This window comes from Legionella stuttgartensis (assembly GCF_977063405.2).
Genome location: NZ_CDRUHA020000056.1, coordinates 154,017 through 169,284, shown reverse-complemented (window position 1 = coordinate 169,284; position 15,268 = coordinate 154,017). Strand labels below are relative to the sequence as shown.

Below are 15,268 nucleotides of genomic sequence, written 5' to 3'. Positions count from 1 at the left end.
CCATAAGTGCCTCAAAATTAGTCTAAAATGAAAAGTAAATAGATAAGGAAGTCTCATGCATCTAAAAGCAATTTTAGTTTGCCTCTTATGCTCAATGCATTTGTTTGCGCAACCTGTACTTATTGGTACATCAGACTCAGGCCCTCCTTTTAAAATGTTATTAAAAGATAAAGCCCATTTTTATGGTTTTGAAATCGATCTTATTAAGGAAATCTGTCAACGTGCAGAACTAGATTGTCATTTCACGAGCATAACTTTCAATGATTTATTTAATAAAGTACAAGATGGTCAAGTTGACTTGGCAGTAGGTTCGATTGTTATTACTACTGAGAGGGAAAAAAACTTTCTTTTCAGTTTGCCTTATCTTATTGGTGGTGGGCAATATGCAACCAAAGCCTCCAGTTCAGTTAAAGAAATTAATGATATCCATGGCAAAATTGTGGGAGTAGAAAAGGGAACTGTTTTCAAGGCTTGGATTTCATCGCAATTTGGTGATTCAGCTCAAGTGCAAGAATATAATACTCTAAATGAGGTATTGCAGGCACTCAATAACGAAGAGGTCGATGTAGCTTTGTTCGATAAGGGTGTGGTTGAGTTTTGGCTTGCTAATAGTAGTGGGGGACTTAGAGTGGTCGGGGCTCCAATTGGTGCAGGTTATGGGTTTATGGCTAATAAAAACCATAGGGATCTCATTGATACCATCAACAAATATCTTATTGAATTAGAAAATGATGGGACTTATTTGAAGTTATACCGACGTTATTTTTAATAATAATTACTACTATTTGTAACGTGAAACATTCTATTGGTTCTATTAAAGTTCGGTAGGCTCAATTGAAAGGAAGGATTCTCTCTAATTCATTGACCCAACCTTAACTTATCATTGGATTGAACAATTTTTCGGGGATTCTTTCTCTTGCTCCAGTTCAGCACCGGGTGTTTTTTCTTGTTTTGGGATTATTTGTAATGTTTTTTTGAGTATATCTAGCATTGCTCCTAGGTTAGCTTTTCGTCCTGCCTTTAATTGCTCTGGACTTATATTGCTCTGAGATTAATCTGCTGTTAAGTTATTGCAGACTATAAATGTATCTCTTTTTTTTGAATTTCGCTTAAACTGTCGCTAGACGAAAGCTTTCTATTATTAAGTCATGATTAAGCTAATTTAGCTAAACAAATGTTATTCACGATTATATTGGAATGAGCCGAATAAATATTTTTATTGGCTTGAGTGATGAGCCGAATAGGTCTATTATTAAAATCAAATAATGAGCCGAATAAAATGATTAATTGGCTCACAAAGGTATAACATATGAATAACACCAATATAGAATGGATTTGGCAATCCGTAGATTGGCCAAAATTTCATTGGCAAGATGCGATTATACAGCCTTTGCTACGAGAAGTACGATTAAAGCAGGGGATTCTCATAGGCAAAACTGGGGCGGTAACGGAAGATATCTCTTTAGAATCGGCTCTGGATACTTTATTACAAAATATTATTGCTTCTTCAGCAATTGAAGGGGAACAATTGAATGAACAATCTGTTCGTTCTTCGCTTGCAAAACGCATTGGATTGCATTTAAAGCAACCTTATCCGACCACTGAGCGCTCGGAAGGTTTAGCACAAATGATGTTGGATGCCATTTATAATTTAAACACACCTTTATCACTAGAGCGCCTACTCCAATGGCATAAATGGTTATTTCCTGATAATACACAGTCTTTGTTATATCCAATCAAAGCAGGACATCTACGAGGTGAAGAGCCTATGCAGGTTGTTTCTGGGCGTATCGATAATCCTACTGTGCATTATGAAGCACCACCAAAAGCACAATTGGAAAAAGAATTATCTGCGTTTACCGATTGGTTTAACCAAAGCGCGAAGGAGTTAACATTTGATCCATTATTAAGAGCAGCGATTACCCATTTTTGGTTTATAACACTACATCCATTCGAAGATGGCAACGGGCGGATCACACGAGCTCTAACCGATTTGGCTTTAGCGCAAGAGGATAAGCAGAGTATCCGCTTATACGCTATGTCGGCCACCATTCTTGCTCATCGTAATGATTATTATCAAATATTAGAACAAAGTCAGCGCCAGACTACAGATATAACATTATGGCTCTCTTGGTTTTTAAAAACTCTAGAAAATAGTATTCAAACTGCAATCAATAAGATTGACCAAACCCTTGCTAAAAGTCGTTTTTGGCAAACTTTTCAGGAGTGTGAGCTCTCCAAGGAACAAATAAAAATTATTAATCTGATGTTCGATAATGGAGATAAAGCGTTCGAACATGGAATAAGTGCAGCACAATATAAGAAAATTACCAAAGTAAGTAAGGCTACAGCGACTAGGCATCTTGCGGATTTGCTAGAGAAAGGGTGTATTGAAAAATTGCCTGGAGGAGGGCGGAGTACTCGATACCAAATTAAGACAAAGTTGATGAAGTAAGATGGGCTAGATACGGCTATGTGCTTATATTTGGCCCCGTAGGTTTGAGAGTCTCTGTCGCATCTGAGGATAATGCTCTGAGACCTTGCATTTTTTCTCTGTAATCTTGTTGAAGTTGGGTACTTTTCTCAGCATCTTTTAACTCATAAGATAATTTATCTAAAGCTTTAACTGCATGATTTAAAGCCTTTTTAGTTTTGCTGAAATAGCCAAACTCATCATTTTTTTCCATTCCCTCGATCATGCTTATTAATTGTTTCCGTACTGTATCTACACCGCCTTTATCTTTTTTACCAACAATCTCAATGTTTTGTAAAATAATATTTAAATGCTGTAATTTATCATTTAATTTCTCTACTTCACGGTGCTGAGGTCCGTATTTTATTGATGCTTTGTTTTTATCTGCTTCAACTATCTTCTTTCGTATATTAATTTCTTCTTTTGCTATAGCGAGATCCATCTCTGCTGAAGTATTTATTAGGGAACCAAACTTAAACTCTTTAATATAATCCTGTAATGATACTCGTTTCTGCCCTGGTGCAAAGATTTCATCTCCGCTGGACCACCCTTGGAACACTCTTTTTGAAACTAAAATGGTCCCTTTATCATCGGGCTTTGCATCAATCCAATGATGAGAACCTTCTGGATCTTCTTTCTTTAGTACCAGATCATTGGTGATAATCATTCTTAGATTGTCTTTACTATGACTTGTAAACCATTTTTCTGCTAATTTTGATCCCCATTGCCCGAAATTAAATCCTTTTTTCCCATAGGCCTTGGATTCAGGAATTTCAGTATTATTCAAATCAAGAGGATTTGGTGGGTCTCCCTCGGGGAAATTTGACGTTTTCCAGGCTCTTCTTGTTCCCATAAATGTAACAACTTTTCGAAATAAAGATGAGTCTTCACCATCAACTCGGCAAAATATGGGCTTTGTATTAGGTAATTTTTCAATGTCCTTAAGTAATTTTGGACCTCTTGCTGGATTAAGATTAGATGAAAACGTTTCGGGGATGACTACACCGAGTAATGGCAAACCACTGGTATCCGAGGGGGTAACCAAGACTGCCTCCCGCACTCTATCTTTGACATCCTCCAAGATACTACTTTTTGAGTGTAAATCTGAAATACCTGTATATCCTTTATTATTTGCAGCCTGAATTACTAATTTTCTCATTTGAGAGACTTCTCGAATAACACCACCATCAACAGATACCACATCATTTCCAGATGTATCACCTTCTATTTTAGGAAGAAGTTCTGTTGATTTCTCTACAGCCGCTTTAGCGGCAAATGACTTTCCACTACCAGAGGGACCTGCAACAATAACAACAGGACGTTGTGTCCATTTCTCTCCTTCATAATGGGTGGTCGATGTTCTAAAAACTGCATTCATGTATTCAGTACTGTTCATCTCCTCTTCTAATGCTTTTTTATACAACTCAACACCATCTTTACCGAGAAACTTCTCCATTGAAATAGTAGCCCGGTCGGGATTAGTTTCTCGTGTTTTGGGATCTCCGCCATATTTGCCATCTTTTGAAGCATTTTTTTCTGCAATCAATTTTATAAGCTGTTTTCTAAAGAAGGTAGGATCATTGACTTCTTCTTTGTCCTCATCAATTGGAATACCGTGTTCTTGCTTATATTGCTTAACTTTATCTTCATACTTAAGTTTATATTCAACAATCCCGTCATAAAGTTTTTCTGTACTTTCTGATGAAAGACGAGAAGCTACAAAATGACTATCTATTTCCTTTTGATTCGTATCAGCATTGCTTGGAGATGACGATTTATAATTCCCAATCTGTGCCATTAGCTGCTCAGATTGAGTTTCCTTGTCAACTTTATTGAAACTCATAATTTGCTCCACCTCAAAGTTACTTGCTTGGAATCGATTATTAACATCTTTTATTAATTATAGTTTACGATTAGGGGGTGATCTATTTTTGCTCAGTTTGAAGTATGGGGCTGAGTTCTATTTCACTCAATTAAAGAACATTTAATGATCAGTAAGTTATTTATTTGTCCTATAATTATCTTAATTTCATTTAAAATGATCCAACATCATGCGCCAAAGTTTTTTTAGGATGAAGGAATCCAAGACCTCTAAAGAGGATTCTCTAAAACGATTTTTTAATCATTTCCCCGAAAATGAATTTTGGCGATTTTTTGTGGAACGAACGCGATATGATTTTAGACCAGAGTTATATCGAAAATTGTTTGCTAAAATGAACGGGATATCTGAAGAAAATGCAAAAAAAATCCCAGTTTCTGAAATTGAAGATCTTGTAAAGGACATCACGATAGGTCAAGTATACCAGCTTGTAGACCAATTGGGTGACCACGAGGCTTTAACTGCCCTAAACAATTTATTTCATGCTCAAAATAGAAAAGATGAGCGCATTGCTTCACTTTTTAATAAACATCAAGGTTGGCTGGGATTTGAAGATAATGAACCAGGCTATTTATTTAATGTCACTAAAGGATTTTGTTTTGTTGTTGAAAATGTATTGTCTGGAGAACCCTTTACCTTAGATTTCATTAAGGATCTGCATAAAACCAGTACTCAAGGGGTGAAAAATATGTTGGCTCAAATCTCGGGTGAATTTCGCAGTAGGGGCGCTTCATGGCAAATGGATTCTAAAATGGATTCACTCGAAGGATTAATCGAAACGATTGATTATCTAAAATCAGTAGAGACCAAAATGGGAACCGCAGGTCTCGATATTTATATACAAAGTAAGGATGGGGATGAAGATATCTCGAGTTTCCTCACTGAAGATACTCATTTACTAGCTAATAAAATATGGAATGCGTTAAAGGATGGAGCGATTATTTACTATAATGCTCGAGAAAAAAAAGAGGTTGATTCAAGTAAGTTTCTACATAGCGTATGTTCAGAGCATATTCATGAGTTAGAGGACACATTAGAAAAGGCTGAAACCAAAAAAGAGAAATTGACTGCAATTTTTACTTACTTAAAGCATGATGTATTACATCATCCCTTCCAAGATGGGGTTGGTCGCACCTATTCCATGCTTTTATTACAATACTTATTAATGCGTGAAAATCTTTTGCCCGTTTTAATTGTTAATTCAAATATTATTCCAGGCTATTCCGTAAGAGAGCTTGTAGACGAGTATTTACGAGCAGAAAAAGAAATGGAGAAAATCCTGGATTTTCCACACTATATTTCAAGTGAAGAAATGGTAACCCCTAATGTTGATACAGCAGAGCTTTTATCACGTCTGAGTAGTGAGGAAGCAGCCACTTTTGCCGATGCGCTCTCTCAGTTTCAGGAAGTAAAAGGGCATTATTTGGAATGGAATAAAACACGAGAATATGAGAGTTCCTCATTTCGGTATGATCAAACTTAGCTATAGAGCCGTCATCGGGGTACGAACTATTTTAGACTATACTAAGTAGATATAAACAATCAATTTTTGGAGTGCAAAAACTGATTCGGCTTGGAAATTTATTGTTCTCACACAGTAACACTCATGGAAGGCTAGTGATATGAGAATGAGATTGGAAACGATTGTTCATCAAGGAGTTGATATAACCGGTCATTATCTAGCTCCCCAACAACAGTATAAAGTATTTCGCCATCAAGGATTCGTATATGCTGTCAGGTATGACGATAATCCACCTAAAGCGACGGAATACATTGCGATGTGGCGGAGTCATAACAAAGAATCAGCTCATTCAAGAGTCCCTTTAGATAAAGGCTTGCAAGGAGTAGTGTTTACAAAAACAAAAGATAAAGCTGCTAAACATTTTAAAACGAGCTATCAAGATGACGATCCTTTAAAAAACTTGCACGATTCTCAAGAAATGAATCTGAAACTTTTAAATCAAAAATTTGATCTGCACCACCTTAAAATTGATAAACATTTCATTATCGGTTTACATAATAATAAAAGGGCATTGGATAAAAAGTTAGATAGGGAACATGCTCATATTGAATATATTATGCCTAAAATAGAGGAAACTCAGCATATAAATGATGATTCATTAATTCAATTTATTCATGCACTAAAAATAGCAAACGAGCATGGGTATGCGCATCCAGACTATTGCCTTTCTCCCTATCATACGAGTTTTCAAAATGAATTTTATACCGAAGATGGTATTAAACTCTTTGATCTGGATATGGGGCTTCACGAATTTTCCTCGTCTGATTTTTCCACGGATCAAAATGCTGTATATTCACGAGATCAATGGTTATTGGTATATAACCATAAAAAACAAGCAACGCCACATTGGCGTGAAGATAGTCAAACCTGGTATATGAAAAATCCAGGTAAAGCTTTATCGGAGCATCCTGTAGAACTTCTTGACCTTGTTTCGGATGGCACAATTTTATTGCCACCCGATATTGTCAAAGATTTGGAAAAACAAGCCTCACTTTTACCTCCAAAACCTAAAACCTCTTCTCCTTTTATTTCCGCGGTAAAGAAGGGCGACCTCAAGAGTGTACAACAATTAATCGCACTAGAGGGTTCTAGGGCGGAATCCAAAGAACATCGACCTCTTAAAGAGGAGTTCGATCAAGCACTCATCCTTGCAGCGAAACATAATCATATCGATATTGTAAAAGAATTACTTTCAGCTGGTGCAGATGTTAATGCGAAAGAAAATGAATATAACGCCATGCGATTTGCGATTGAAAACACAAATATACCTCTGGTAAAAGTCTTGCTAAGAGCAGGAGCAAATTCAGAGTTTCTTCTCGAAAAAATTGAGGATTGGGACAGTATGGCATTTCGAGAGATATTACATGAGGTAGGGCTTAATCAAGCTGGGGACGCATTACTAACATTAGTCGAAAACCATAATTTTGGTATGGTGCGAAAATTAGTAACAGCTGACCCTAAATGTCTTTTTATAAATCATGTTGGAGAGTCTCAAAAAACACCACTGATGTTGGCAGCTGAAAAGGGGGATAAAAGAACTGTAAAACTGTTACTTAGAGCAGGTGCGGATGATTCATTACGAGATGCAAATGGAAAAACTGCAGAGGAATTGGCTATGCCGTCGGTTCAATTTAATACATTACTTGCCGAAGTATTAGACGAAAAAAAGGGTGCGTATAGGCAAAAATGCATGCAGAAATTAACTCAGATATATGCATGCCGATTTAATGATGATGTAGGAATGACTGAGTTTATTCGCGCTAAAAAAACAGCAATAGCAAATTGCACAAATTTAAACGAGTTAGTTCAGCTTCATAAAAATTTAAATGATATCTATAAGCAATTAAAACCTGTATCAGATGCCCTAAAAACAACACTCACGGATCTTTCCGCAAAAATGGAGTTTGGAGCGAGTGCTAAAGCAAAAAGTATTGAAGAGGCTCTGGTAAATGTTCCTGTGGAAGAACGAAACCTTGACTTTGATTACGAGTCTCCCGCTAAAAAAAGTTTCCCTGTTTTAGCGGAAATGGCAAGGCCTAGGGGATTTTGGGGCAAGCCTGGTGAAGTAGAGGTTGATAAAAAAAGTGGGGTGATCGTTGAAGATAAAGCGGCCAAAACGTATACAGAATTTAGAAAAACTATGGCAACCTTACGAAAAGTGAAAGATAATACTTTGTCTTCTGATTCTGATTTCTCGCCTTAAATCTACGTGTATATCCATAAAACGTATGTTGGGCCTTGACCAATTTTGCTAGCTCAAGCCAATCAATGAGAAAGTTCAGCCAAATAAAAGGCGGCTTTTCCCGCCTTTTCATTACAATTATTAAGATATTATGAATGCGATGATATGTCGAACGAGGATGATCTCAGAAGTGGTTCTCTCATACTTTCAGAATCCGACAATCCTACTCCTTTGCCATCAGATTTCATTGCGGATACTTGTTCTTTGAATTTATCCACGTGGTTGGATTCGGATGACGCGATGCTCGATCCAACTCCCGGATCGGGGGAAGAATATATGGGCGCTTTCGGTGGGGTAAAAAGCGATTCTTTATCATCAAAAAATAAATAACGCCCTGTAACGAAACGGTTGCCTAGAGAAATAAGGGCACAAAGTGTTCCTACCCCACTGACTAGCATAGCTATATTTTTAAAAAATGCTGCATTTGAATCATTTTTAAGAGTAGAGTCCATACCCTCGATTGCATCATAGACATCATTTTGAAACTGATAAATATCTTGAGTCTTTTGGTGCATGCTTTTTCTTGAGAACTCGTTAAGTTTTTCTTCTAAACAATCTGCCAAATCATGTTTCACTTCCGTATTGTGTCTCTCAGTTTCGGTCATGCGTTCATGTGGCTTGAATGATCTGAGAAGCTCAATGTTTTGACGCACTCGCGTTTCAAAATCTTCTACATATTTTACAGGTAAGTTTGAAAACGGATCCTGTTGATTATCCGGATTATAAGATCCTGCGGTGACCGCATCACGATAAGTTAAACCTGGATGTCTAATGGAGACATAATTGCCTAATCTACGATCTGTTGGATATGCAAGCCCCGGTCTTATATTATTTTTAAGTAATATCTCTTCAATTTCTTCAAACAATTCCTCATGATCTTCTTCTTCGCCAGGCAACATATAGACTGAAATCTGCATGCCCTCTGAAAGTCGTTCGTCCTCTGCAAGAATTGGACGCATCTTAAGAAGATCAGCCGCATATTTCTCATCTATGCGTTGAAATAACGTTCTTTTATATTCGTCGATAGACAAAGTATCTTTTCTTGCACGCAGAGAATCAATTTCGGTGGGGAAGAGGCCTTCAGCGAGATGCTCTAATTCAGGTGCTTCGAGGGCTCCCTTTAAATAATTTTCAGTAAATATTTGACGCCTTTCGTCAGCTTCCATATATGTTTTATAGTGTTGTTCCCTTATTTCACGAAGTTTATTCAAATCGACTACTTTAAACTGTTGCGCGCCATTATAAAGCTTATCATGGATTAAATCCCAGGCTCTTGGGAGATCGTCAGGATGAATACTAATATGGGCCTTCCAATTTGTACCTATATCATTCGCACGTTGCCCTCGCAAAGTTTTATCTGTAAACATGACAAAACTAGTCGTATTCAAAGCTATATCAAACTTACTTCCACTTTGATCATAAGCCTTTTTAAACTCCTTCTTAACCGCCTTGTTGGGATCAACTATTTGTTCATATCGTGCTTTCATGGCAATACCTAAAAAGCAAAGGGTTTTATAAAGTATAGTACAGGGGGATATGGGGCATGTTTAATAGAAAAGAAACCTGCATGTGGAGTTGAAATTTTAAAGCTTCATTCCATGCTCGATACAAGTAGTTCAAGTTAATTAATGTTTAAAATTCAGGAGTTGCTTTTAATGCTATAATAATAGCATTGAGCTTACGGAGGAGAATAAATAATGGTTATTGATAATCTTACACCGATTATTTCATTAGTTGCTGGAATTTTAATTCTGGTTATGCCACGATTATTAAACTACATTGTCGCTATTTATCTTATTATTGCGGGCATTTTAGGTTTAGGCATTTTGCATTAAGTTAATTTTTACATTAACTGCATGAGTGTCTAATCTGATAGTTTATTTTGATAACTAATGTGTACTTATTTCAGGTCTTGATTATTCTCAAATTGGACCTTCAAAGGAACTATTTCTTTTATCAAAAAAGTCGCACTTCGATTACTTCTCTTTTTTTTCCAACTTGTGACCATCTAAATGACGTTCCTCGCGTTCATTTTCTTGTTTCGCGAGTTGCTTTTCTTTTTTGGTTCTTCCAAATTTAACACGATTTTCAGAACCGGTTTTTTCTTTTTCCAAACGAACTTTAGCTTTTCTTTTTTTATTAAGATTAACGACGTTTACCATAATACTCTCTATCATATAATGTTGCTTATACTATAGCGCATAAAATACGCGCAAATCATCTAAATACACAAATACATCAACAGAATTTGAGATTCTTATGCAATTTAAAGATCTTATCCTGCCGGAACAGTATCTTGTGACAAATTCAATGAACACTCCGAAAAACGAAAATGTGCATATTTTATCGATATCCATTAGAATCTGCCTGTGATTGCAAAAGGTAGATAATATTATGAAAGCAAAAGTAGAAGATAAATCTCCCATAGTAGACAGCGAAATACTGGAATTTATTAGAAATATCTCTGAGCCAGTAAGAACATGGGAAAGTTTCTATTTTCCTTTAAAGGAAAAGGGTTATGTTTACTTCAATGTTCAAACTCTGCAAAATTACCATTTTCAATTTTTAGACCGCATAATATTCACAGATCACGGCATAAAAAAACGTGGAACGATCATTGGAGAACATGAAGGCACATTATACATCAATCTTGATACTCATTTTTATGCTCAAGCGGTGCTACTGGATGGAAATGAAAAATTACCCATTGAAGTGGACACGAGTGGAAAAACAGATTTCCAATCGATCAGCGAGTTCCAACATAAATATCTTGGCTTTTATCTGACAACACATAACCAATATCTGCGAGATTCAGAATCTAAAAAAGGAGCAGGGTTTAGAAATAACTTTTGGGCAAAGATGGAGAGAAATGAAGCGTATATTAAAAATACTCAACTGATAGAGAAAACCTTGGACAGAGTTAAATCCTATAATGGGTTTAGCTAGCATAAGTCGGACCAAGCCCGACTTAACTTGGTTAACGGTTATAATCTTGCACTTACTCTCGGATATTCCTCTTCTGTAATATGCTCCACCTCTGCGGCCAATGGCTGATCTGGCTGATAATCGGGTCCTAACAAACCGTTGCGCGTGGTGTAGGTGGCTTTTCTCGTTGGCATAATTCGCAGTCCATGTAGCGTCATGTCCACCAGGAATTGAGTCAACATTTGTTTTGCAAATGGATTTGCCGGACAATGTCTGGGCCCGGCTCCAAACGAGAATAGGTCTGCATCGCCCTCAAGCCATTTCTCTGGAGAAAACGTTCGATTTGGTCCCTGCATAGGTCTAAAAAGAAACATCAACATTTCGCCTTTCTGAAATGATACTGTTTCTCCATTAATATTCGTTTGAAATGGTTTGAGTACTGCTCGAGGAAAATTGGGAATAGGAGTTGCTTGCCATAGCGCCTCCTGAACAACCGCACGTACATAGGGCAAGTGGGCCATGTGTTTGTATGTAAAGGGTTCTTTATTCAAAACACGAGTGATTTCCTCCCGCATCTTGTCTACAACATCAGGTCTTTGGCTGAGCACGTCGAGCATATAAAACATCGTTGCCCCTATGTTAGAAGAGGCGAAAATCGTGAGAGGTCCGTGTTCACGTATAAAGCGATCATTTTCGATAAGGTCCCGCACAATTTTTGCTTGTGAATTGCTTTCCTCAAAGTGTGTGCATTCATCAAAATTTATCTGTGGGTGCAATTGTTCGGCACGAAATACACCTAAATCCCAAATGTAATTATTTCCTTTGCAAATGTTTTCAATATTTGAAAAAAGAAGTTTCTGTGCAATATCGGCCATTGCTCTGCTGGTCACCCGAAAGTCAGATCGTAGGCTGGGATGGGCTAAACGGCTTAAGGGATCCATACTTGCTTTTGTAATTAGGCGAGTTGCTTCCATGAACGTTTTGTGTGTATCTGATGGTAGAGCGGACAGATCATAAGTACCTACAAAGCATGCAGCAATGCAACCTATAGTATGCCATGCGACAGAAGCATACAGGTCATCAAATCCTCCATTGGATGTTAGTTGCATGGAGGCAAAGGTACGATTATTAACTGCAGCGATTTTTTCGAAATTGATCGATCCACGTACAATAGTATTCAAAAAAACTTTGCGTGGCTCAGAAGCCTTTGCTCCATCTTCCGCGAAAAAAACTCTTCCTACCATATGCGTAAAAGGTTCAAGGATGTCTCCACGCCCAAGTTCTGGATGTTTTGTCAGCAGTTCTTTTGCAATTTTGCCATCTGTTACCATGTATACGCATTGAGTACCGATGAAGATTTTAAAAAATTTTTGTTTTGTGCGTGCAGCCATCTCGTAAAAGAAAGGAGAGGCTCCTTGATCCAATAAACGTCCTAAGTTACGCCATCCTTGTTGGTGCTGAGGTACTACTTTAGAGGCTGTTTCTGCTTCAGATATGTCAGGCAATGCTTCATGCGGAGACGTTGCTGACTTTCTTGTTGTATTTAGGGAGTATGGGCATGTCTTTGTGCTCGTTTTTTTCGGGTCAAATAATTTCGCTTTCATTCTTTTGGAGTCTCCCTTCGATAATTCAAAAAATAATGTTCTTATGTGGAAGATTCATAGAGTTTCATGATCTATGCTTCTATCCGTGTACCATTCAACACTTTGTTTTTTTTTAATCAGGTAATAACATAAAGATATATTATTTTCTATAACCGGCTGATTATTAATTGGATTAGGAAAAGGATCTTTAATAATTAAGTCACCAATTCCAAAATTGAACACCATTAAATCCTTTTTTAGCAGAGATTATGTATGCCAACTACTAATAAGCACTCCTATTTGTATTCTTTCTTTTAATTTTTAGGGATTATTAGCTATTTTGCCCTATGGAGATAGGAAAAAACATCATAAAAATGATGATTGGAACATTTTTTTGCTGCAAATCTGGATAAAATACTGTACAATATATGACTAGTTTTTATCCATTAACTTTAAATAAGAGCGCTATGAATGATTTAAACCTTTATAGAAATATTGGTATCTTCGCCCACGTAGATGCCGGAAAAACCACCACTACCGAGCGTATTCTAAAGCTCACCGGTAAAATCCACAAAATAGGTGAAGTTCACGATGGTGAATCAACAACCGATTTTATGGTACAGGAAGCGGAACGCGGTATTACCATCCAATCAGCTGCGGTTAGTTGCTTCTGGAAAGGTCATCGCTTCAATATTATCGACACCCCAGGACACGTGGACTTCACTGTAGAAGTTTATCGTTCACTAAAAGTTCTCGACGGCGGTATCGGTGTTTTCTGTGGTTCTGGTGGGGTTGAGCCTCAGTCTGAAACTAACTGGCGTTATGCGAACAATTCAAAAGTATCTCGTTTGATTTTTGTAAACAAATTGGACCGTATTGGCGCGAACTTCTTAAAAGTAACTGAGCAAATTAAAAAAGTATTGGGTGCACATCCATTAATTATGACTTTGCCTATAGGTTTCGAAGACAGCTTCGTAGGTGTTGTCGATTTATTAACTCGCCAAGCCTATGTTTGGGACGAATCTGGCCAGCCAGAAAATTACAAAGTTACTGATATTCCAGCCGATATGAAGGACGATGTTGAAATCTATCGTGCGCAATTAATTGAAACCGCACTTGAGATGGATGACGAATTGCTGATGGCTTATTTAGAAGGAGAAGAGCCTTCATTGGAAGAAATTAAGCGTTGTATCCGTAAAGGCACGCTTGAATTAGCCTTCTTCCCAACTTATTGCGGTTCTGCCTTTAAAAATAAAGGGATGCAGTTATTATTGGATGCGGTGGTTGACTATTTACCGGCTCCACATGAAGTTAATCCACAACCTTTGACTGATGCTGAAGGTGTGCCAAACGGCCAGTTCGCTATCGTTTCTGCTGATGAGCCATTCCGTGCCTTGGCATTTAAAATCATGGATGACCGTTTTGGTGCGCTAACGTTCATACGTATCTATTCAGGAAAACTAAATAAAGGTGATACGATTCTTAACTCCTTTACTGGTAAAACTGAACGCGTCGGCCGTATGGTTGAGATGCAAGCAAATGATCGTATTGAATTGCAAAGTGCTGAAGCAGGCGACATTATCGCGATAGTGGGCATGAAAAACGTTCGCACCGGTCATACTCTTTGCGATCCAAATAATGAGTGTACACTGGAAGCGATGGTTTTCCCTGAGCCAGTAATCTCTATTGCAGTTACGCCAAAAGATAAAGGCGCCACTGAAAAAATGGCTATTGCTATTGGTAAGATGGTTGCAGAAGATCCAACGTTTAGAGTAGAAACAGATCAAGATTCTGGTGAAACCATTCTGCGTGGTATGGGTGAATTACATCTTGATATTAAAGTGGATATTCTGAAACGTACATACGATGTTGAGTTAATAGTAGGTCAGCCTCAGGTTGCTTATCGTGAAACCATTACAAAAATGGTTCAAGACAGCTATACCCATAAGAAACAATCAGGTGGAGCCGGTCAATACGGTAAAATCGACTATACAATTCAACCAGGCGAGCCAAACACTGGATTTACGTTTATTACATCTGTTGTGGGTGGAAACGTTCCTAAAGAATTCTTCCCTGCAATTGAGAAAGGGTTCCGTTCAATGATGGACTCAGGAACTTTAGCTGGTTTCCCTGTACTGGATGTTGTAGTTGACCTTACTGATGGTGCTTACCATGCTGTTGACTCTTCAGCAATTGCATTTGAAATCGCAGCGAAGGGTGCTTTCCGTCAATCAATACCCAAAGCTGCTCCACAATTGCTTGAACCAATCATGAAGGTTGACGTTTATAGTACAGAAGAAGATGTTGGTAATGTGATTGGTGATTTGAACCGTCGTCGTGGTATGATTTCGGGTCAAGAACCAAGTGCAGCTGGTGTCCGTATCAAGGCTGATGTTCCACTTTCAGAAATGTTTGGTTACATTAGTACATTGCGTACTCTTACCTCTGGTCGTGGTCAATTCTCAATGGAATTTTCTCACTATGCTGCTTGTCCAAACAACGTAGCTGAAGCAGTAATCGCCAAAGAAAAGGAAAAGAAAGCTGCTGCTATGGCGTAAGCACGTTAATACATTTTAGAAAGCCCTATCAGTTGTGGACTGATGGGGCTTTTTTTTTAATCCAAAAAATTAGGCATTTAATATAA

11 protein-coding genes are annotated in these 15,268 nt (G+C 37.7%); 7 read left to right on the top strand and 4 right to left on the bottom strand.

Features of this window, described 5'->3' with window-relative positions; translation table 11 throughout:
* Positions 1-55: 55 nt before the first annotated feature.
* Positions 56-769 (top strand): transporter substrate-binding domain-containing protein, encoded by a 714-nt coding sequence (locus ACWTEW_RS15065; RefSeq protein WP_454782473.1) that lies wholly within the window; start codon positions 56-58, stop codon positions 767-769.
* A 540-nt stretch (positions 770-1,309) separates the two neighbouring features.
* Positions 1,310-2,455, top strand: a complete 1,146-nt coding sequence (locus ACWTEW_RS15060; RefSeq protein WP_454782472.1) for a Fic family protein — start codon at positions 1,310-1,312, stop codon at positions 2,453-2,455.
* Positions 2,456-2,471: 16 nt separating this feature from the next.
* Here ACWTEW_RS15060 and ACWTEW_RS15055 read toward each other — a convergent pair whose 3' ends face one another.
* Positions 2,472-4,316 carry a hypothetical protein gene (locus ACWTEW_RS15055; protein WP_454782471.1) on the bottom strand — a complete coding sequence of 615 codons (1,845 nt, stop codon included), beginning with the start codon at positions 4,314-4,316 and terminating at the stop codon, positions 2,472-2,474.
* 208 nt (positions 4,317-4,524) lie between these two features.
* Here ACWTEW_RS15055 and ACWTEW_RS15050 point away from each other — a divergent pair, with 208 nt between their 5' ends.
* A complete protein-coding gene (locus tag ACWTEW_RS15050) occupies positions 4,525-5,835 on the top strand; it encodes a hypothetical protein (protein WP_454782470.1) in 1,311 nt (436 codons plus the stop codon).
* 139 nt (positions 5,836-5,974) lie between these two features.
* Positions 5,975-8,077, top strand: a complete 2,103-nt coding sequence (locus tag ACWTEW_RS15045) for an ankyrin repeat domain-containing protein (RefSeq protein ID WP_454782469.1) — start codon at positions 5,975-5,977, stop codon at positions 8,075-8,077.
* 128 nt (positions 8,078-8,205) lie between these two features.
* Here the strand turns inward: ACWTEW_RS15045 and ACWTEW_RS15040 are convergent, their stop codons facing one another.
* Positions 8,206-9,603, bottom strand: coding sequence for a hypothetical protein (locus ACWTEW_RS15040; RefSeq protein WP_454782468.1), 1,398 nt, complete (start codon positions 9,601-9,603; stop codon positions 8,206-8,208).
* A gap of 210 nt (positions 9,604-9,813) precedes the next feature.
* On the opposite strand from ACWTEW_RS15040, the gene ACWTEW_RS15035 reads away from it, so the two are divergent.
* Entirely contained in the window at positions 9,814-9,951 is a 138-nt protein-coding gene (locus ACWTEW_RS15035; RefSeq protein ID WP_454782467.1) for a DUF3096 domain-containing protein, read from the top strand.
* 141 nt (positions 9,952-10,092) lie between these two features.
* Here the strand turns inward: ACWTEW_RS15035 and ACWTEW_RS15030 are convergent, their stop codons facing one another.
* Complete coding sequence (locus ACWTEW_RS15030; protein ID WP_454782466.1) at positions 10,093-10,278, bottom strand: DUF4169 family protein; 186 nt, start codon at positions 10,276-10,278, stop codon at positions 10,093-10,095.
* A 232-nt stretch (positions 10,279-10,510) separates the two neighbouring features.
* Between ACWTEW_RS15030 and ACWTEW_RS15025 the strand changes: the two genes are divergently transcribed.
* Positions 10,511-11,062 (top strand): hypothetical protein, encoded by a 552-nt coding sequence (locus ACWTEW_RS15025; protein ID WP_454782465.1) that lies wholly within the window; start codon positions 10,511-10,513, stop codon positions 11,060-11,062.
* 38 nt (positions 11,063-11,100) lie between these two features.
* Here the strand turns inward: ACWTEW_RS15025 and ACWTEW_RS15020 are convergent, their stop codons facing one another.
* A complete protein-coding gene (locus ACWTEW_RS15020; protein WP_454782464.1) occupies positions 11,101-12,546 on the bottom strand; it encodes a cytochrome P450 in 1,446 nt (481 codons plus the stop codon).
* Between the two features lie 545 nt (positions 12,547-13,091).
* Here ACWTEW_RS15020 and fusA point away from each other — a divergent pair.
* A complete protein-coding gene (gene fusA, locus ACWTEW_RS15015; RefSeq protein ID WP_454782463.1) occupies positions 13,092-15,182 on the top strand; it encodes an elongation factor G in 2,091 nt (696 codons plus the stop codon).
* The last annotated feature ends 86 nt before the right edge of the window (positions 15,183-15,268 follow it).

Bases quoted from the DNA above. Each gene is read 5' to 3' on its own strand.
- ACWTEW_RS15045 (WP_454782469.1), top strand. From the start codon at position 5,975: ATGAGAATGAGATTGGAAACGATTGTTCATCAAGGAGTTGATATAACC.
- ACWTEW_RS15025 (WP_454782465.1), top strand. From the start codon at position 10,511: ATGAAAGCAAAAGTAGAAGATAAATCTCCCATAGTAGACAGCGAAATA.
- ACWTEW_RS15065 (WP_454782473.1), top strand. From the start codon at position 56: ATGCATCTAAAAGCAATTTTAGTTTGCCTCTTATGCTCAATGCATTTG.
- ACWTEW_RS15035 (WP_454782467.1), top strand. From the start codon at position 9,814: ATGGTTATTGATAATCTTACACCGATTATTTCATTAGTTGCTGGAATT.
- ACWTEW_RS15060 (WP_454782472.1), top strand. From the start codon at position 1,310: ATGAATAACACCAATATAGAATGGATTTGGCAATCCGTAGATTGGCCA.
- ACWTEW_RS15030 (WP_454782466.1), bottom strand. From the start codon at position 10,278: ATGGTAAACGTCGTTAATCTTAATAAAAAAAGAAAAGCTAAAGTTCGT.
- ACWTEW_RS15050 (WP_454782470.1), top strand. From the start codon at position 4,525: ATGCGCCAAAGTTTTTTTAGGATGAAGGAATCCAAGACCTCTAAAGAG.
- ACWTEW_RS15040 (WP_454782468.1), bottom strand. From the start codon at position 9,603: ATGAAAGCACGATATGAACAAATAGTTGATCCCAACAAGGCGGTTAAG.
- ACWTEW_RS15055 (WP_454782471.1), bottom strand. From the start codon at position 4,316: ATGAGTTTCAATAAAGTTGACAAGGAAACTCAATCTGAGCAGCTAATG.
- fusA (WP_454782463.1), top strand. From the start codon at position 13,092: ATGAATGATTTAAACCTTTATAGAAATATTGGTATCTTCGCCCACGTA.